Source organism: Candidatus Methylomicrobium oryzae (genome assembly GCF_016745425.1).
GTDB lineage: Bacteria > Pseudomonadota > Gammaproteobacteria > Methylococcales > Methylomonadaceae > Methylomicrobium > Methylomicrobium oryzae.
Genome location: NZ_JAERVK010000006.1, coordinates 43060 through 62177, shown reverse-complemented (window position 1 = coordinate 62177; position 19118 = coordinate 43060). Strand labels below are relative to the sequence as shown.

At 49.7% G+C, this 19118-nt stretch carries 20 protein-coding genes; 14 read left to right on the top strand and 6 right to left on the bottom strand.

What is annotated here, in order from left to right; translation table 11 throughout:
- The first annotated feature begins 224 nt into the window (after positions 1-224).
- From JJL52_RS08240 to JJL52_RS08230, 3 genes are read left to right on the top strand one after another with little or no spacing between them, the layout of a single operon-like run.
- The gene (locus JJL52_RS08240; RefSeq protein WP_202051929.1) at positions 225-836 is read left to right on the top strand and encodes a LemA family protein; all 612 of its coding nucleotides are present in this window, start codon (positions 225-227) and stop codon (positions 834-836) included.
- Between the two features lie 9 nt (positions 837-845).
- Complete coding sequence (locus JJL52_RS21550) at positions 846-1694, top strand: TPM domain-containing protein (RefSeq protein WP_202051928.1); 849 nt, start codon at positions 846-848, stop codon at positions 1692-1694.
- A gap of 50 nt (positions 1695-1744) precedes the next feature.
- Positions 1745-2194 (top strand): TPM domain-containing protein, encoded by a 450-nt coding sequence (locus JJL52_RS08230; protein ID WP_236994140.1) that lies wholly within the window; start codon positions 1745-1747, stop codon positions 2192-2194.
- 60 nt (positions 2195-2254) lie between these two features.
- On the opposite strand, the gene JJL52_RS08225 is transcribed toward JJL52_RS08230, so the two are convergent.
- Positions 2255-2977, bottom strand: a complete 723-nt coding sequence (locus JJL52_RS08225; protein ID WP_202051926.1) for a 2'-5' RNA ligase family protein — start codon at positions 2975-2977, stop codon at positions 2255-2257.
- Positions 2978-3211: 234 nt separating this feature from the next.
- Between JJL52_RS08225 and JJL52_RS08220 the strand changes: the two genes are divergently transcribed.
- Complete coding sequence (locus JJL52_RS08220; RefSeq protein ID WP_202051925.1) at positions 3212-4372, top strand: Fic family protein; 1161 nt, start codon at positions 3212-3214, stop codon at positions 4370-4372.
- 83 nt (positions 4373-4455) lie between these two features.
- Here the strand turns inward: JJL52_RS08220 and JJL52_RS08215 are convergent, their stop codons facing one another.
- On the bottom strand, positions 4456-5331 hold the full coding sequence (locus JJL52_RS08215; protein WP_202051924.1) for a LysR substrate-binding domain-containing protein: 876 nt from the start codon (positions 5329-5331) through the stop codon (positions 4456-4458).
- Between the two features lie 596 nt (positions 5332-5927).
- Between JJL52_RS08215 and katG the strand changes: the two genes are divergently transcribed.
- Positions 5928-8117 carry a catalase/peroxidase HPI gene (katG, locus tag JJL52_RS08210; protein ID WP_272901722.1) on the top strand — a complete coding sequence of 730 codons (2190 nt, stop codon included), beginning with the start codon at positions 5928-5930 and terminating at the stop codon, positions 8115-8117.
- 55 nt (positions 8118-8172) lie between these two features.
- On the opposite strand, the gene JJL52_RS08205 is transcribed toward katG, so the two are convergent.
- Entirely contained in the window at positions 8173-8319 is a 147-nt protein-coding gene (locus JJL52_RS08205; RefSeq protein WP_202051922.1) for a hypothetical protein, read from the bottom strand.
- 623 nt (positions 8320-8942) lie between these two features.
- On the bottom strand, positions 8943-9248 hold the full coding sequence (locus JJL52_RS08200; RefSeq protein ID WP_202051921.1) for a hypothetical protein: 306 nt from the start codon (positions 9246-9248) through the stop codon (positions 8943-8945).
- A 289-nt stretch (positions 9249-9537) separates the two neighbouring features.
- Between JJL52_RS08200 and JJL52_RS08195 the strand changes: the two genes are divergently transcribed.
- The 4 genes from JJL52_RS08195 to JJL52_RS08180 all read left to right on the top strand — a co-directional run bounded on the left by JJL52_RS08195 (position 9538) and on the right by JJL52_RS08180 (position 12584).
- On the top strand, positions 9538-9855 hold the full coding sequence (locus JJL52_RS08195) for a VPEID-CTERM sorting domain-containing protein (RefSeq protein WP_202051920.1): 318 nt from the start codon (positions 9538-9540) through the stop codon (positions 9853-9855).
- Between the two features lie 472 nt (positions 9856-10327).
- The gene (locus tag JJL52_RS08190; protein ID WP_202051919.1) at positions 10328-10618 is read left to right on the top strand and encodes a hypothetical protein; all 291 of its coding nucleotides are present in this window, start codon (positions 10328-10330) and stop codon (positions 10616-10618) included.
- Positions 10619-11149: 531 nt separating this feature from the next.
- Positions 11150-11968, top strand: coding sequence for a pPIWI-associating nuclease domain-containing protein (locus tag JJL52_RS08185; protein WP_202051918.1), 819 nt, complete (start codon positions 11150-11152; stop codon positions 11966-11968).
- Positions 11969-12047: 79 nt separating this feature from the next.
- Positions 12048-12584, top strand: coding sequence for a hypothetical protein (locus JJL52_RS08180; protein WP_202051917.1), 537 nt, complete (start codon positions 12048-12050; stop codon positions 12582-12584).
- Between the two features lie 326 nt (positions 12585-12910).
- Here the strand turns inward: JJL52_RS08180 and JJL52_RS08175 are convergent, their stop codons facing one another.
- Positions 12911-13609 carry a hypothetical protein gene (locus JJL52_RS08175; RefSeq protein WP_202051916.1) on the bottom strand — a complete coding sequence of 233 codons (699 nt, stop codon included), beginning with the start codon at positions 13607-13609 and terminating at the stop codon, positions 12911-12913.
- A 705-nt stretch (positions 13610-14314) separates the two neighbouring features.
- On the bottom strand, positions 14315-14707 hold the full coding sequence (locus JJL52_RS08170) for a YfdX family protein (protein ID WP_202051915.1): 393 nt from the start codon (positions 14705-14707) through the stop codon (positions 14315-14317).
- Positions 14708-15124: 417 nt separating this feature from the next.
- Here JJL52_RS08170 and JJL52_RS08165 point away from each other — a divergent pair, with 417 nt between their 5' ends.
- Genes JJL52_RS08165 through rffA form a run of 5 tightly spaced genes read left to right on the top strand, consistent with a single transcriptional unit; the run spans position 15125 to position 19079 of the window.
- Positions 15125-16066: a glycosyltransferase family 2 protein gene (locus JJL52_RS08165; protein WP_202051914.1), complete on the top strand. Its 942-nt coding sequence runs from the start codon at positions 15125-15127 to the stop codon at positions 16064-16066.
- Positions 16047-16718 (top strand): GNAT family N-acetyltransferase, encoded by a 672-nt coding sequence (locus tag JJL52_RS08160; protein ID WP_202051913.1) that lies wholly within the window; start codon positions 16047-16049, stop codon positions 16716-16718. The genes JJL52_RS08165 and JJL52_RS08160 overlap by 20 nt, the downstream gene beginning before the upstream one ends.
- Positions 16715-17077: an EamA family transporter gene (locus JJL52_RS08155; protein WP_202051912.1), complete on the top strand. Its 363-nt coding sequence runs from the start codon at positions 16715-16717 to the stop codon at positions 17075-17077. The genes JJL52_RS08160 and JJL52_RS08155 overlap by 4 nt, the downstream gene beginning before the upstream one ends.
- Entirely contained in the window at positions 17074-17943 is an 870-nt protein-coding gene (locus JJL52_RS08150; protein ID WP_202051911.1) for a methyltransferase domain-containing protein, read from the top strand. The genes JJL52_RS08155 and JJL52_RS08150 overlap by 4 nt, the downstream gene beginning before the upstream one ends.
- A complete protein-coding gene (rffA, locus tag JJL52_RS08145) occupies positions 17940-19079 on the top strand; it encodes a dTDP-4-amino-4,6-dideoxygalactose transaminase (protein ID WP_202051910.1) in 1140 nt (379 codons plus the stop codon). Before JJL52_RS08150 ends, rffA begins: the two co-directional genes overlap by 4 nt.
- Positions 19080-19118: the final 39 nt, after the last annotated feature.

Here is a 19118-nt window from a genome sequence, read left to right as displayed (position 1 = left end):
TTAAGTCATAGAATACGGACGATTCTGAACGAGTTGCTTTTTTAGGCGGCCCTTAAAATAAAGTCAGGGAAATTATAACTGTCGATTTTTTACGGCGCACACACCTGCTTGATACGCAAGCCGCTTTAATTGCCAACTGAATCGTACCGCATAGGCAATTGGATTTGTTCGTGTTTTGACGTTAAAGCTGGACGACTTTCAAAATAAAAATGAGGAAAACCGAAATGTTTAAATGGCTATTGGCTTCATTCATTGCGATGATGTTGTCCGGTTGCGGCTATAACACGCTGCAGTCGGGCGATGAGAACATCAAAGCCGCATGGAGCGAGGTATTGAACCAGTACCAGCGCCGCGCCGACTTGGTGCCTAACCTAGTTAACGTGGTTAAAGGGTATGCCTCGCACGAAAAGGACGTGCTGACGGAGGTGACGCAGGCACGGGCCCGAGTGGGATCGATCCAGGCCACCCCGGAGCTGGTCGACGACGAGGAGGCCTTCCGAAAATTCATTGCGGCCCAGGGAGAAATGACCAGCGCGATTTCGCGCTTGCTGGGAGTGGCGGAAAATTATCCGCAATTGAAGGCCGATAGCTTGTTCCGCGATTTGCAGGCGCAACTGGAAGGCACCGAAAATCGCATTGCGGTCGCCCGCAACCGCTATATCGATGCGGTAAAAGAATACAACCTGACCGTACGGTCTTTTCCTACCAATCTAACCGCGATGCTGTTCGGCTATAAGACCAAGCCGAGCTTTACCGTAGAAAATGAGCGCGCCATTTCGCAGCCGCCCAAAGTCGATTTCGGAGCTCCTGCGCCGGCAGGGGCTCCCGCTCGATAGGAGGTGTCGATGCTGACGTTCATGCGCTTCGGTATCGGGTTGATTCTGCTGCTGTTTATCACCGCAGCGGAAGCGCTCGTTGCGATTCCCGACCTGTCGCACCGCGTCACTGATCTGACCTCCACGCTGAGTGCAACACAAGCGAACGCGCTGGAAAATGAATTGGCCGCCTTCGAAGCCAAACAGGGCAGCCAGATTGCGGTCCTGATCGTCCCGACTACGCAGCCTGAAGATATCGCCCAATTCGGGATACGGGTGGCGGACGCCTGGAAGATCGGCCGCAAGAAGGTCGATGACGGGGTGATTCTGATCGTGGCGAAAGACGATCGAAAAATGCGGCTGGAAGTGGGTTACGGTCTGGAAGGGGCGATTCCGGACGCGATCGCCAAACGCGTGATCGCCGAAACGATCACCCCGTATTTCAAAGCCGGCGATTTTGCCGGCGGCATCGAGGCGGGAGTTACCCAACTGATGCGCCTGATCGAAGGCGAGCGTCTGCCGCCGCCGCAGGAAGCGCCGGCTGGGGAGCAGAACGGCGGGGCTTTTATGTTCGTTCTGTTCGGCGGAATCGTCGCGGGCTGGATATTGTCCGCGATGCTGGGGCGGGTCATGGGCGGAATGCTGGCAGGTTTGGGCAGCGGCGCGGTAGGAGCGCTGTTGTTCGGCTTAGGTTTCGCGGCGTTCCTGATCGGGCTGATGGTGTTTTTCATTGTCGGCATTCGCCAGAGAAATTACGGCGGCTGGTCCAGCGGCGGCGGTTTCGGAGGCGGCTATGGCGGCGGGTACGGCGGAGGAAGTTCTTGGGGGGGCGGCGGTGGCGGCCGATTCGGCGGCGGGGGCGCGTCCGGTTCATGGTAAACATCAAGCGTTGGCTCATCCATACTTTCATGCCGCCTTGGCGTTGGCGTTTGGCATTTTCCGCTGCTTTACTCAATGATGTGGAAGCGGCGGTGCATCAATCCGAACGCCTCCACCGCGGCGAGCTGCGTTTCGCTGTCGAAAATGCGTTGGCGCCCGCCTGGGTTTGGCGCGGCCTGTCGGCGCAGCAGCGGGCGACCGAAGTATTTGCGAATCTACGGGTATGGGATACCGAAGAAAACAGCGGCGTATTGATCTATCTGTTACTGGCCGACCGGGAAGTGCATATCGTTGCGGACCGAGGCATCGCCAAGCGCGTGCCGCAATCCGAATGGGATAGCCTGGCTCAGGTCATGCAGGAAGCATTTCGCGGCGGCGACTTCCGGAAAGGTTCGCTGGACGGTATCGAACGCATCTCGAAGATTCTGATAACCCATTTCCCCTCCGGAGAACGCAATCCGGACGAGCTTTCCGACAAGCCGGTTATCGTTCGGCGTTAGAAATTCGGAAGATAAAAAAGGGCGATTTCGCCTATCGGTTCCATTTACCGGCAGGCACTTTCAAGGTTCCCCTGGCCAGGTTTTCAGTTGCTTTCGCGCCGTCCCGAAATTGCCGAGTTGATAGACCGATACCCCGGCCGGCGAAAACGTGAACGCTTTAAAAGGTTCGGCGATTATTTTCTTCAGATAATCCGGCGAGGCCATGCCGAGGGTGACATGGGGATGGTAATTGTCGCCGGTGTGCTTGGGTATAAAGGTCTCAACGTAATCGGCAGTCGTCGGGTTTATGTCGGGCTCGGCGGGGGTGATAAAGAAAGCGGCAGCCGTTCCTGTTTTCACCGTAAAAGGGGCGGCCGCCTCGATCAATTGTTGCTGCAGAGCGCGGAGCGCCGGAGTCGGCTCGACAACCAGGATTCCAATCCCCTTATTTTTCCAGGGGGTGTAATCGTACCGGGAGGCCTGCAGCTTTAAATCGATGCCCTTCCGGTTGGCGAGGACTCTGTCGACCGCAGCGTAAAGGCCGTCGAGGTGTTCGGTCAGCACGTAGCGCTGCAGGAGCGTAATGTGAGGCTTGTGGGTAGCATCGAAGGCGAATCCCTTCGGCGTGTCCCGCAGCAGGCGGGCATTGGCGGCTTTTACGTTCTGCATTAGCGCCGCATCCGGATCCAGGGCGATATTAATGGCCGTGACGGCTTTGGGCTTGCCGCGGGCCGTCTTGGCCCATCCGGGCAGCGAGGCGAGGCAAATACCCAGTACGGCTAACAGTTTCATGGCTTTCAGCATATCGGCTCTCCTTACATTCACACGTGAATATACCTGTTCGATAGGTATACGGGCTAAAAATTGCCTGGGATGCGCTCCGTAATTCAGCTTAACTCCGGACGGCTTTATTACCAATTAATCAAAAGCCTTGCAAAAGTGCTTTCATAAACTTTGAAAATAACTTATATTCATTTTATAAAACAAATATTTACATTTTCATAAATCATTGCGGAAACGCTCGAAAAATTTGATGCCATGTTATTGATAGTCGAAACCCATCGCTCCGGCATCTTTATCTTTCAAGCGGGATTTGATTTAGCCCGGCTTCAACCGCTGATAGACAAAGTCAATTATGGGCATCGGTTATTTTCATCGCTGCCGTTATTGCCGGACATCGCTTCCCAGTTGGAGAAAGAGACGCTGTTATCCAGCATACACGGCACCGACACGATTGAAGGCGGAACGCTAACGGAAGACGAAATTTTGCAGGTGATCGAATCCACCCCAGGAATTACCCAGGAAGAACACAAACGTCGTATCAGCAATCTGACCCAAGCCTATCGGTTTGCGGAAACTGCCGCCATACAAGCGCAGGAAACCGGTCGGCCTCGGTTTATGGTGTCCGAAACCTTTATCTTATCGTTGCACCGGCTCATTAGTAAGGAAATTAACGATGAGCGCTATCGTCCCGGAGAATATCGCGATAATCCCAAAGGCAAAATAACAAAAGTCGGTGACGGCGAACATGGCGGTGTCTATAAGCCTCCGCAAGCACACGCCGATATTAAATTGCTCATGAGCAAGTTGATCGAATGGCTGAATAGCGACGAAATCATCGGCTTGCCGAGTCTGCTTCGCGCTCCGCTCGCCCATTATTATTTCGAACGGATACATCCTTTCCAGGACGGTAACGGACGCGTGGGACGGCTGTTGGAAAAGACCATTCTGCTGGCATCCGGCGACAAATACGCAGGGCGGGGTATCGATCGCTACTATCTGGAAAACATCGATGCCTATTTTTCAGCTTTCAATCTCGCGCGTAAACAGGAAAAGACCCATCCGGACTTCTGCAATCAATGCTTTATTGAGTTTGTCTTAAAAGGTTTTGCAGTCACTCTCGAAAGATTGCACCACCGTGCCAATCATCTGGTGCAGCATTTTCTGGTATTGGCTTGGTTGGGCGACTTGCTCCGCGATAAGCGTATCAACCACCGCGAACACGTTATTCTCGATTATCTTGGCGGCAAACAAGAAACTGTCTCCTTATACCAGCTAAAAAAAATACCGTGGTATAAAGAACTCTATCGCCGCTACTCACCCGCGACCGAAAGCCGGGACTGGGCCGATCTGATCAATCAAGGCTTCATTACCAAATCCGACGAAGGCTTGATTCAGCTAAATGCCTTTCGCCGTTAGGCTTCGAGCATCCTTCGCAGATTCGCCAATGCCGGCTTCGCTGTCCGCATTGGGGGCGTAGTCAGGAAGCGGTTTGGCGAGGCTCAGGGCAACGGTTTATAGGCCAGCAGTTTGGCCAAGGTTTCCAGCAACGCGCTGCGAGGATGAGTTCGCAGCCAGATGAGCGCAATGGTGCGGCTCGGCCGCTGGCGGATGTTGATATAGCGAATGTCGTTATCCTCGGGCTGGACGGCGACGGAGGGCATCAGCGTAACTCCGACGCCGTTCTTAACCATGAAACGCAGGGTTTCCAGGCTGGAAGCCCGGAAATCATGCTCAACGAACCGGGAAGGGTCGCACAGCTTCAGCGTCTGATCCCGCAAACAATGCCCTTCATCCAACAACAGCAGATTCTCCTTGGCCACACTGTTCAAGTCTACTTCCTCCAGGTGGGCCAGAGGATGGTCGGCACATACGGCCAAGGTAAACGGATCTTCAAAAAGCGGCCGGCATTCCAGCGCCTCATGTTCCACGGGCAAGGCCAGCAAGGCCGCATCCAGCTTTTTGCCGAGCAGCAACGCGATGAGCGCATCGGTCTTTTCTTCGACCAGTTGAAGCTTGAGATCCGGATAGTATTGCTTGATGCGGAATACATATTCCGGCAGCACGTAGCTTGCCAGAGAGGGAAAGGCTCCCAGCGACAGCATGTTGCGGTAACGGTCGCCGGCATGGGCGGCGATTTGCCGAATGGTCTGAATGTCAGCCAGAATTCTGCGGGCGATCGGCAAAATTTGTTCGCAAGCTTCCGTAACTTCCACACTGTTTTTCTCGCGCACGAATAAGTTGACGCCCAGATAATCTTCGAGTTTCTTAATCTGTGTGCTCAAGGTTGGCTGGCTGATCGAGCATTGCTCAGCCGCTTGACTGAAGTTTCTTAAGTCCGCTACCGCCACGAGGTAGCTCAAATCACGCAAGTTCATAATTTCTTATACCACTTTGGAGTAGGGTATCCGCTAAGAAAGCCGGTCGAGAAGATATTCGGCTAAGGATTTCGTCAAAAATAACTTCCGCCTTTGAAAAAGGGGACTTCGTTAAAAAACACTTCCCCCTTTGAAAAAGGGGGATCGAGGGGGATTTATTAAAAAATCTCCCCCGGCCCCTCGGCAATATAGCTCCTGCATTGCCTACCTCCTGCATCCCTGCAGTCGTCGGTAACTGCTCCCTGCGTTACTCTATCTCTGTCCATAGACCACCCTTTAGTGGTGGCATCCCTGCAGTCGTCTTTTTCAAAGAGGGGAGTAATAACAATCAACTTCGGAAAGTTATCTCCCACCAGATCCTAAACGGCCGGACATAATATCATCTTACGGCTGCACCTTATTGATTCCGCCTATGGGTTTATCGACGAAATCAATTTCAAAATAACTGCGTTATCGGGTTGAATATGTTTGCCGAATTATCGCTTACCGGAGACGTAATCCATAGGTTTAAATTCTCCGGCATATTTTTTCTCATTACCCCTAACAAAAAATAAAGGTGCTTTATGAAAACGAGACAAATATTCCTGGTCTCCGTAATGGCAGTTGCCATATCCGCCGTGCTGGCGGTCGATCCGGTCCGGGCCGAGCCGCAACCGACGATGAACAGTTTTTGGTGGCCGGATCAGCTGGACCTGAAACCGCTCCGCCAGAACTCGGTTGAGTCCAACCCGTTGGGTAAAGCGTTCAACTATGCCGAACAATTTAAAACGCTCGACCTGAAAGCGGTGAAAAATGATATCGCCGGCGTGCTGCATACCTCCCAACCCTGGTGGCCGGCGGACTACGGCAATTACGGACCGTTTTTCATCCGTATGGCCTGGCATAGTGCCGGCGTATACCGTATCTTTGACGGGCGCGGCGGCGCCTCCGGCGGCCAACAACGTTTCGAACCGCTGAACAGCTGGCCGGACAACGTCAACCTGGACAAAGCCCGGCGCTTGCTGTGGCCGGTCAAACAGAAATACGGCAGCAAGCTGTCCTGGGCCGACCTGATGGTGCTGGCCGGCAACGTGGCGTTGGAGGAGATGGGGTTCAAAACCATGGGTTTCGCGGGCGGCAGGACAGACGACTGGGAAGCCGAGAATGTCAATTGGGGAGCGGAAAAGAAATTTCTCGCCGACGAACGCCACGACGCCAAGGGCGAACTGGCGAAACCGCTGGCTGCCGTGCAAATGGGGCTGATCTACGTCAATCCGGAAGGGCCGGGCGGCAACCCCGATCCGTTGGCGGCCGGCAAGCATATCCGCGAAGCCTTTGGCCGCATGGCGATGAATGACGAAGAGACGGTGGCTTTGATCGCGGGCGGGCATACTTTCGGCAAGGCGCACGGGGCGCACAAGCCGTCCGATTGCGTCGGCAAAGAACCGGCCGCCGCCGGTATTGAAGAGCAGAACCTGGGCTGGGCCAACAAATGCGGCAGCGGTCATGGCGCCGACACTGTCTCCAGTGGCCTGGAAGGCGCCTGGTCGACCAACCCGACGCGCTGGACCCACGATTACTTAACATGGCTGTATACCTTTGACTGGGAAACCACCAAGAGTCCGGCCGGCGCGACGCAATGGGTTCCCAAAAACGGCCAGGGCGCCAACTTTGTGCCGGACGCGCACGACCCTAAAAAACGCCATGTGCCGATCATGTTTACGACCGATATCGCTTTGAAAACGGACCCCGAGTATCAAAAAATCTCCAAGCGCTTTCTCGATAATCCCAAGGAGTTTGAAGTCGCCTTCGCCAAGGCTTGGTTCAAGCTGACCCATCGCGACATGGGGCCCAAGGCGCGCTACGCCGGTGCCGAAGTGCCTGCCGAGGATTTCATCTGGCAAGATCCGATTCCCAAGGCCGGTCATAAACTGATCGACGCCAAGGATGCCGCCAAGCTGAAGTCGGCCATTCTGGCCTCGGAGTTGACGATTCCAGAGCTGGTCAGGACGGCCTGGGCTTCCGCGGCAACCTTCCGCGGCACCGACATGCGCGGCGGCGCCAATGGCGCGAGGATTCGGCTGGCCCCGCAGAAAGATTGGGAAGTCAACGATCCGGCCGAACTGGCCAAAGTGCTGGCTCGTCTGGAATCCATCCGGAACGACTTTAACCGCTCATTGAAAGGCGGCAAGAAAGTATCGCTCGCCGACGTGATCGTGCTGGGCGGATCCGCGGCTGTGGAAGACGCCGCCAAAAAAGCCGGCTACAAGGCGCAGGTGCCCTTCAAACCGGGCCGTACGGATGCCGCGCAGGAACAAACCGATGCCAAGTCGTTCGCTGTGTTGGAGCCCAAAGCCGACGGCTTCCGCAATTACTTCGGTAAGGATAATGCGCACTCGCCTGCGGAAATGCTGGTCGAGCGGGCAAACTTCCTGACCTTGAGCGTTCCCGAAATGACGGTGCTGGTCGGCGGCATGCGGGCGCTGAATGCCAACGCCGGCCATTCGAAGCACGGCGTGTTCACCAGCCGGCCGGGCGTATTGAGTAACGACTTCTTCGTGAACCTGCTCGATATGTCGACCCAATGGGCCAAATCGTCATCCGAAGCTATTTACGAAGGGCGGGACCGTGATACCGGTCAGGTTAAATGGACGGCTACGCCGGTCGATCTGATCTTCGGTTCCAACGCGGAGCTGCGTGCAGTTGCCGAAGTTTATGCCTCGGACGATGCCCAAGAGAAGTTCGTGCAGGACTTTGCCCAAGCATGGGCAAAGGTGATGGACCTGGATCGTTTTGACGCGCGCTGATTTTACTTTGCCATGCGCCCAACTTGACTGCAATTAAGTCAAGTTGGGCGCCATTCTAGACAATAGCCCGATATTGCGATGCGGCGGCGTGCGCGAGGTCTCCGATCACCGCCTGAATCGGCTTGCGCGCTGAAGTGCCGCCCGCGCGCGTCGTTTCGGCGTCGACCTGCGCCTGCCAATGGGCGACCTCGTCCCGCAACATTTTAATGTCGTGCTGTCCGAGCCATTGGCCGTTGAAATTTGGTCATTTTGCCCTTCAGCGCGTTGGTGTAAGGCGTTCGCACCTGGGCGAGCATGTCGGTAGCGAAACTCATGGGGATAGGCTACCGATTTAAATTCTCATTTTTTAGGGGAAAAATGAGAATATTTTTCAGGGGGAGTTTTGAAAGTGGGTCGCGTTTCAAACGCGACCCTTTAAATACACTCTATAGAGTGATTGGTTTAGCTTGAAGTAAATGTCGACTCCGTAAAATGCGTGCAATCAGCCGACAAACAGAAACACAGAAAACCCCAGCATGATGTAGATCATTGACTGCGTATAGGCATCGTATTGACCAATGCGCCAGAATACCTGGAAAATTTTACTGGCTAACTTGTACATATTAACCTCCTGCCAAAATTTTTAGCAGAATCGATGTTTCGCCCAATAACACCCTCTTTTGTAGGCTTATCATTTCTGACTTTGTTGAGTGTTAATGGTGCTGCGGCATATTTACGCAGGCCAGATCCCCCTTACTTTAAAAGGAATTACCAGCCAAAACCTTTCACAGGAACAATATTTTTTTGACACATGCCATCCAAAAAACCGCGCGATCCGGCTACGGCTTAGGAGGGGGCAGGCGGTGAGAATTTCGTTTTGCGCCGATAATAGCGGATGAACGCTTTGGCGCGTACTCGACTCAGCCTGCAATAACGATAAAGTGCAGAAGATTCCTGGTTTTGGGTAATTTCCTGGACGGTGATTTCACTGAGTTTACAGTACAGCCTATAAGCCTGATCAATAAGGTTTTTAGTGACGTCTATCTCCTCGCCTTTGGGTTTTTTGAAGGACCAATCAGAATAAGAAAGTTTGAAGCCTAATAAATCGGCACTCAAAGCTTGATAGATTAATACAAAGTTTTGGTAATGCATATTACCCACCCTTAAAACCATGTGTTACTGAATATAGTTAGGTTAATTCCCGACTATTGATGAGCTCGAGTTTATCGCAAAGTCTGAAGGGATCATAATGAAATTATTAGATACAATGACTATCCATTCCGGATAATTGGCGATTTAGTCTAGGTGAATGGATCTAGGTGAGGTGCCGAACAGAAATGTACGCGGAAATGCGGCAAGCTTTAAGTCAGGGCTTCGGCCAGCTTTTGTATTCGAAAGGATGACAGAAGAGGCCATAGGGAAGTAAAAACAGAGGTGTGTTATGAATAGACGACAAATCGTTCCGGCCTTGCTGATTGCCTTGATGATGACCAGTAATGTTTACGCCGAACAGGAAAAAAGCCGTCCTCATTCCGGGAGTGATATTAGCCTCGGTAAAATAAAGGCGAGAGGCAACAATGGCCACGGACATAATGGTAATGGAAATCACGGGGGGCCCCATGAAGCCTCCGAGATCGATGCCGGATCAGGCGGTAGTGCGATCGCATTCTTGACTGGGATTCTGCTACTGGCCGGCGAGAGGATGCGCTCTAAGCGCAGAGCAAAAGATGAAAGCACAGAAGATTGGGGTACAGATTGATTAAATACTTCACCCCGAGAGATTGGCCGCTCATCGCACTATCTGGCGGGGATGCTCACCCGTGCCGCCAGGATGCTCGGCACGGAGGCCGGGCGCGGGCTAAGGAGGTGGTTCGCCTTCCTGGTGGCCATGCCGCCGCTAGATAAGCCTACCTACATAATATGGCTATCTTAAGAAAGGGAAGACTGCCGCTTATATTAAATCAAGCTTTGAGTATTTTTTCCGCCGGAGAGAGCTGCGTAGGTGAGGTTGCATTTTTCGCAACCCAACAGTTGATGCATTGAAGTGTTGGGTTAACGATAAATATTTTAACTCAATTTGAACGTTAGCTAATAATTCGTTAGACAATGTCCGACACAGGAGGTGAGCAGATGGAACGTGGACCACCTCAAGTTGATCTCTTTCTACAAAGCCAGGATAACTTGCTCATTTCTCAGACAACGCGCGGCAGATGCCGTGGAAGGAGGTAGCGATGTATGCAACAGTTCGAAGATACGAAGGCGTGACCAATCCGAGTGAGGCAGGACTTCGGGTGAGCGAAGATTTTGTGCCAGTCATTTCTCAGATCCCAGGGTTTGTGGCGTACTATTGGGTCGATGCCGGCGGTAGTGTAATGATTTCCACTAGCGTCTTTCAGGATAAAGCCGGCGCCGAAGAGTCCAGCAGAAAGGCTGTGGACTGGGTACGGCAGAATTTAGCTTCTTTGCTCCCAAACCCGCCTCAGGTCACGTCTGGCGAAGTTGTCGCGCACCAAGCAAAATAGGGTAGATAGTGCACAAGGAGCTCCAAGATAACTGGCACGATGTACAACTCGAAACGGGTGCTGTGGAGTTCTTCGTCTGAATCGAGGAAGTGGCCAATCAGGCGGTGATTCAGCCAAATGCCGCATAACATGCCAATGAACCCGACCGGCCAACAGAGGTGCTCCGTTTGTTGTCTGACCGGTTATTGGCAATGTTGAGCGGCGTCTTTAAAGCATACATTTGCCATTGCTGCGAAATTCCTGATTGTCTCTTTATGGCTTGGCGGAAGTATATCGAGCTGAATAAGACCGTGGAATGGGCTGACGAAGGAGGCCCATCGTTCGCGATGGATGGTCTCTATGCCTCAGGACCGTAGAATTTGGAAATTAACGTACCTCCGGTTACGCTTCGCTAACCGGGGTACGGTACGGGGTGCGGTGTCAAGGATTTAACAGTCCAATATAAGATCGGGCAAGATTTTATCTTGACTTAGAAGGAAGCCTAGTCTAATTTCTTGAAGCTCTAAATCTAGTTATGCTCTTAGGAAGTAGATGTTTACCGAAATAGAAAAAGAGCTATGTGACGGCTTTGAGAAGCATCTTTTCGCTGCTGCACAGAAGAACCTTGCGGACAAGTCAAACCCATTGCGCTTGAATAACTATTCATATGCAATGCGTGAGTTGACAAGGCTTGTATTGCATCGGCTAGCGCCTGACGAAAATGTCATTCAGTGTTCCTGGTATAAAAACGAGACAGATAAGGAAGAGGGAATTACTAGAAAGCAAAAGGCATACTACGCGGTTCAAGGAGGACTAGAAGATTCATATGTGAAAAATACTCTTGGCCTAGATGTCGACAATATTCACAAAGATCTAATTAGAGTAATCAATAAGTTAAATAAGTTTACGCATATTGAACCAAATGTATTTGATCTGCCTGAGGTAGAGGTTGAAGTCTTAGTCGATGAAACAGACGAAGCGGTATACGCCTTTTTGTCTACTGTTAATATTTGCCGAAGGCTAGTCATAGATGGCTTATGGGAACATATTGATTCTGCTGTTATTGACGAGGCCCTGAGAGAAACAATAGACGCTATCGATGAACTGGCTACCCATCATTTTATAGACGAAGTTTATACTGACAAAGTAACAATTTATGAAATCAACCATGAGTCGATTATGTTTCGCATAGACGGCTCGATCGAGTGTGAGCTTCAATGGGGTTCAAATTCAGATTTGCGTGGTGGAGAGGGTGCCATATTGCCACAAACGTTTCCTTTTACGTGCGAGTTGTCGAGCCCTGTCGATACCCCAGAATCCGTAGAAACTGTCGAAGATTCTTTAGGCGTAGATACAAGTTCATGGTATTAGGGACAATATGACGAATAAGTCAGGGCTGTAGGATGGGCTGCATTTATAAACTTTTGTTTAAGAAAGAGAGTTTGCAATATTGAATAATTTATTAAAAATCATTGGATTAGGAGTGATCTTGCCGGCAAATACAGCCTTTGCCAATAATAGATTGAGTATTGAATGGTATCAATGGATGCTTTCCATTCCGCCCTACTATAATCCCATGTTTGATAATAGCGGAGAAAAGTGTGCTATTGGGCAACATGGCTCAGTTTGGTTTTTAGCCGATGATTGGAGCGGAAGCCCGGCCACTACTCGACCATGTTCAATTCCTGCCGGTAAGACAGTTTATTTTCCAGTAATGAGTACCGTATATTTCGATGCGCCTAATGTGTGTGGGCAAGGTCCGGATAACATTTCTGTTAATGTTATGTATGCTCTAAATGCTTCTTTCATTGCTGGAGTTGCCAATTTATCGGTTGAAATCGATGGCAAAGCAATTAAGGAACTACAGCATGTTAGATCAAAAGTATTTGCAATCACTCTTCCTGAAGATAACATATTTGATGTGTCGTGCGCTGATGCCGGGCTTGGTGATGTTCCGGGCGGTATTTATTCCGCCGGCAGTGAATGAGGGATTCTATGTGAAGCTTAATCCACTAAAGATTGGACAGCACATTTTGCATCTACATGCGGAAATTCCAAACGTAGATTTGATACAAGACGTCACATATCATCTTAATGTTGTTCCGGTAAAAAAATAGCCAGGTAAAGTACGCACCGCGTACCTTTTCTGATGGTTGATTCATGATTAAAATTTGAAAATGGTATGCGGCAGGTGCCCTTGGCTAAAGGTTATTTTCCAGCCAGGAAGAGTGGGCAGCGCTTTTTTGCAGATCTGAGTCAACCGGTGAGTCAGCGCGTATCCCGCCTTTCCATTGATCCCGGAATGATTCAGCCTTAGGCAGTGGTTTGGAAAATAGTACCCGAACCGGATGAGGTGCTGCCGCTATGGCTCAAATTGCTTGCTAACTTGGTTAAAAAATCTTGCAAAGTGGGAGGGGTTTGGCCTGAGCCGGTGTTTCCACCTAAGGCGGTTAGCAAATTGGAGAAGTCCGTCTGTAAAGTCGAATCGGCTCCGTTAACGTTATTATCGGAGTTGGAACCGAGACTATTGATCAAATTCTGCAGATTGGTGCCGAAGTCATTATAGCCGTTATTTACACCGGAGGCCGTCGGCCCGCTGTCGTTGTTATCGCCGTCGGCATCGGTTGTACCGCTCGATGGAACGCCGGCCGGGGATGCTGCGCCGTTTTGATGGACAGCGTGGCGCAAATCGTGGAGAAATATATGCAGTGCCTGTTTTATATCGGATGATGATACAGGCGTGTTTTGAGAGGTGCTGCTTGTACCGTCGGTTGTCGAACCCGTATTGGTGCCGGTCGTGTTGGCTGCTGGTAAATTCAGGCCCAGACTTTGCAAGGTTTGCACGACATCCTGCATAAACGCACCGTCGCCATGGCGACGGTGACCGCCTCTTGCCCCAGATACACTGCCGGAGCCATCTTTATCCTCGTTGTTGTCCCGAACAGGGCTGGAACTATTAATAGTTTGCCTTGAGCAGGCTGAAGCTGCTGAGCCAAGGGATGAAATACTCATGGGAAGGTACTCCTTAATAATTACGATGCTTAAATTGTGATATTCGGCAGATTTAGCCGCCGGCAATTTCGAACCGATTTAATCCAAAAGAGGTTAGGTTTGGCCTATTTATCGGCATCAGCCACAGCATCTTTAGCCCAAAAAGCGAAAATCAATTGAGAATAAATATAGCTCGTAGATACTGTTAGTACAAATTCGAAAATTTGCATTCCTACGATTTTGATTCACTAATTCGAGCTACGCAAGCTTACTGTAATTGATGGCGGCCTACCATATATGAAATTGATGTAGTCTGCATGGCGGTATAGTACAAGTAAACCGCCACTTCCCCAAAATTATAAGGGTTTTTCTTTCGGCTAATCTTGTTTACGTGTTGAATTGTTTTATCAGGTGAATTGCCTTGTTTTTGAGATCTGACAGCGTATTTTTGACCTTATCCCGGGCGGTTGAGGATTTTTGAAATGAATAACATCTTTTATACCGTCGGCTGTATAAAGCAGCTTGTAATCATCCGTCACCATAACCCCATATTTCTGCTAGCAACAATTGATTCTTTGTATTATCGGTCAATTTTAGAATGGCTTCCTTCCCGGCTGGCTTATTGGGATAAACGGTCTTTATGGTCCATTTCTGACGCCTCCCGTTTATATCGATTCCGCTTACAGTAGTGGCAAGGGAATATTTCAGTAGTATTAACAAGCGTGTTCAACACATCATATAACGCAGCTTTGGCATCCCATTTTGCCTTTGTCTGTGGGCGGCGTCTTTGATAGTTAGAGGATATATATCTAATGGGATGCTTGTCGTAGTAATCCGCACCTCGGTGGCCTGTTGATCCAAAATTTTGCGGGCATCCTGGACTCTGTGTTTTGTCAGAAGTGCATCAGTTTGGCCGAGCAGGATCTGCACTTGCTTGGCGCCAATACTCTTGCCCTTCACTTCGAAATCATTTACATCGGCTTCGGCATTAGCCGGAATTAGATTAAGGTTGGGATATCTTGGGCTTTGTTGCATAAATCGAGAACCGAGCAAATAAATACCGTTGCCACTATAGGCATTGGGCTGGTCGGTAAAGGTCTGCTTGAGGAAATGGGTCAAGCTCGGTTGGGTGAGTTTTTCAAATGCAGCGAGCGAATATGACTTGGATGAAAACCCAATTAGCCAAGAGCGTCGCTAACTTTACCAGTGGTCGGGCTAAAATGAGAATTGCTGTAGAAGGGAGCTCTTGCGCAAATTGTTCAAAAAGTGTATCAATTCAAGGTAGCTGCTTCATACGCGGACTTTTCACGTTCGCCGTTAAAAAATTCTCTATGTAGCGGCTGTGCCTCTTTTTTCAATATTTAAGCAATAGGTTATACCTTAAGTTGGAGCATATGGGTAAAAATCGGTGGTAAGTGTTTCGCGCGGAGTTCGTTTGTAATCGTCATTCGGTAAATCAACGGTTTGCGCTATCAAGATAACACAAACTGACTTTCTGATGCTCACTTAATATCTGTACCGTTAATAAGAAGCTATATGGCACATATTTCAGTCGTAATACCAGTTTACAAAGCCGAAGACTGCATGGAGGAGTTATACCGGCGCCTTGTAGCAACATTGGAAGCTGTCACGGACGATTTCGAAATAATACTCGTGGAAGACTGCGGAGGCGACAACTCTTGGCCGATGATTAGTGATATGGCGCAAAGGGATCAACGGGTGAAAGGTATACAATTCAGCCGTAATTTCGGTCAGCACTACGGCATTACGGCCGGCCTGGATTATTGTGATGGCGATTGGGTCGTTGTCATGGACTGCGATCTACAAGATCGTCCCGAGGAAATTCCCAGGCTGTATCAGAAAGCTCAGGAAGGCTTCGATGTGGTGATGGCAAAACGTCGGCGACGCAACGATCCCGCCTTGAAGCGCTTTAATTCCTGGTTATTCTATAAAGTATTCCGCTTTCTTGCTGAAATGGATTACGATGGCGAGACTAGCAATTTTCGCATCATTTCGCGCAAGGTGGTTATCAGCTTTCGTACGATGCGCGAACGTCTACGTTTTTTCGGCGGTTTAGTTGCTTGGATGGGGTTTCCGACCGCCAGTATCGATGTTCAGCACGATGAGCGCTTCGCAGGCCAGACAACATATACGTTTCGCAAACTCTGGAAGCTGGCAAGCGAAACTATCGTAGCCTATTCTGATAAACCGTTGCGTCTGGCAATTCGCTTCGGTTTCTTAATCTCTGCACTGGCTTTTGGGTATGGAGGTTACATTATCTATTTGGCATTAGAATATGGCACACCCATCATGGGTTGGAGCAGCCTGATCGTATCAATATATTTTCTTGGCGGCATCATCATCAGTATTCTCGGCATATTAGGCGTCTATCTAGGCAATGCCTTCGATGAAACGAAAAGACGGCCGCTTTATATCATCAGCCAGACGACTTTCAAAGATGTTTCCACCAAATTTTAAGCTCTCACCTTGGGACAGTGTAATATTCGATATAAATACCTATGAAATTGCCGATCCTACGCCGGAGTCGTTGGATCTGGCTGCCAGAATTTCTGGACATTATACGGTTCGAGCCGATCCTACGGTCTCGAAGGAGTCGTTACATGAATTCGGTTTTTATTACTGCGACACATTAATCGAGCCTTATTGTACTGCGGAAAAATTTATCGCTTTTGAAGCGCCTATAGTCGGTATAAGCAAGAATATTGAACTGGAACCCCTATTGGCAATTTGCCACGGCGCTTTTACTCATGGCCGTTTTCATCGCGATTTCAAGCTGCCCAGGGATGGGGCCGACAGGCGCTATGATGACTGGCTCAGACAACTTCACTATTCTGGCAAGGTCTATGGTTTGCTATTCCACGGCGAATTAGTCGGATTCATCGCAGTAGATGGCAATCGGTTGGTGCTTCATGCCATTACCCGCTCATTACGCGGACGAGGGCTAGCCAAATTACTCTGGACGCCGGTCTGCAGAACCTTGTTCAAAAACGGTTGTAACGAATTGGTGAGTTCTGTTTCTGCAACAAATTTAGCAGTGGTGAATCTTTATGCTTCCTTAGGATTTCGCTTTCGTAATCCCGTAGATCTTTATCATCGGCTAACCCAATGAGTTATTTTTATATCCTATGCACTATATTATTGACTGTATACGGCCAGCTAGCCATCAAGTGGCAAGTCCTAGAGGCGGGACTCTTTCCCAAGACCAATAAAGAAAAGATTTGGTTTCTGCTGAATTTGTTAATCAATCCGTGGGTAATTAGCGCTTTTCTGGCCGCATTGCTTGCCTCGGTAACTTGGATGGCGGCGATGACCAAACTGCAATTGAGTCATGCTTACCCTTTCATGAGCTTGGCTTTCGTTCTGGTGATGTTGTTTAGTGCTCTGTTATTCAATGAGCCAATCACTGCACCAAAGTTAGCCGGATTGCTTCTGGTCATACTGGGGCTAGCCATAGGAAGCCAAGGGTGAAGCTTTGTTTGCGGTGCAGAAAGACTTTTACTGATTCTATTTGGATGTGCCCCTATTGTGGTAACGAGCCTGAGAAAAAGGGTGGTTTTCTGACTTTTGCCCCGGAACTGTCTGCCGATACGGGTTTCAAGGATGTTCATTTTCAGGAATTGGTTGAACTCGAAGCGGGCAGCTTCTGGTTCCGATCCAGAAATAGTCTGATATTATGGGCAATGGCGAACTATTTTTCAGGTATTGAGACCTTTCTGGAGATCGGCTGCGGGACCGGTTTTGTCTTGAAAGGCATAGCGAAAAGATTTCCCGAAGTCAGAATATCGGGCAGTGAAATCTCGAGCACTGGCTTGACACATTCTGCCTGTCGTGTCCCCGATGCTCAACTTTTTCAGATGGATGCCAGACATATTCCTTATGTCGACGAGTTTGATGTGATCGGCGCGTTCGATGTGCTTGAGCATATCAAGGAAGACGAAAGAGTTCTGTCCCAGATGAATCAGGCGGTTCGACCCGGCGGTGGGGTTTTGTTGACTGTTCCCCAGCACGATTTTCTTTGGAGTGGAATGGATGATTTTGCCTGCCATGTCCGCCGCTATAATGCGCGCGATCTGCGAGCTAAAATCACCGGTGCTGGATTCCGAATAGAACGCATGACATCTTTCGTGTCTCTTCTGTTACCGTTGATGCTGGTTTCCCGTACATTACGGAAGACTGGAGATGACATACACGATCCGTTGACCGAACTTAAAATTGGCAAGTTAGCCGATCGGCTACTGGCAAAAATAATGGACATAGAGGCACTGGCAATACGCCATCAGATTAATTTTCCTGCCGGCGGCTCTCTATTGATTATTGCAAGGAAGGTATCATGACCATATCCTTCAACAAGCCATTTATGACCGGTAAAGAGTTGTCTCTGATTGCCGAAGCGCATTTCAATGGCATGCTGGCTGGCGACGGTCCATTCACGAAGCGTTGTCATGCCTGGCTTGAAGAAAGAACGGGGACAAAAAAAGCATTATTAACCCATTCGTGTACGGCTGCGTTGGAAATGGCGGCGTTGTTGCTGGATATTCAACCGGGCGATGAGATCATCATGCCATCGTATACGTTTGTTTCTACCGCCAATGCTTTTGTTTTGAGAGGCGGCATTCCTGTGTTTGTGGATATTGTGGAGGATACTCTAAATCTTGATCAGAATCTGATCGAGTCAGCCATTACGCCTCGTACTAGAGTGATAGTACCCGTTCATTATGCTGGCGTCGCCTGTGAAATGGACTCAATCATAACTATCGCTAAACATCATGGTTTAAAAGTGGTAGAGGACGCCGCTCAAGGGGTGATGGCGTATTATCAGGACCGTGCATTGGGCACAATCGGAGACCTTGGCGCCTACAGTTTTCATGAGACAAAGAATGTGATCTCGGGTGAGGGAGGAGCATTGTTAGTCAACGATCCTGAATTAGCCTTGCGTGCCGAGATCATTCGGGAAAAAGGGACTGACCGCAGCCGATTTTTCCGTGGCGAAGTAGATAAATATACCTGGCAGGAGGTTGGATCTTCGTTTCTGCCTGGCGAATTAATTGCCGCTTTTCTCTGGGCTCAACTAGAAGAAGCCGATCAAATCACCCAACAACGAATGCTAAGTTGGAATCTTTACCATCAGTTGCTTGAGGGCATGGAATCCAGCGGCTACATTCGACGCCCCATTTTACCAAATAACTGTCACCACAACGCTCACATGTATTATGTGCTTCTTGCGCCAGGAATTGATCGGAAGAAGGTACTGGACGAGTTCAAACGGCATAATATTGGGGCTGTATTTCATTATGTTCCGCTGCATTCGTCCCCAGGCGGCCTGCGTTATGGACGGGCGCATGGTTCTCTTGCTGTAACTATCAGTCAATCAGAACGTCTAATCCGGTTGCCTCTTTGGGTTGGAATAACTGAGCAGCAGCAAATTAAGGTTGTTGAAGTTCTTAACGCTTCAATTAACGGTCGAAGTTGATTTTTCGGGCAGACTTTCCCTGTATTAACCTTAACCTTC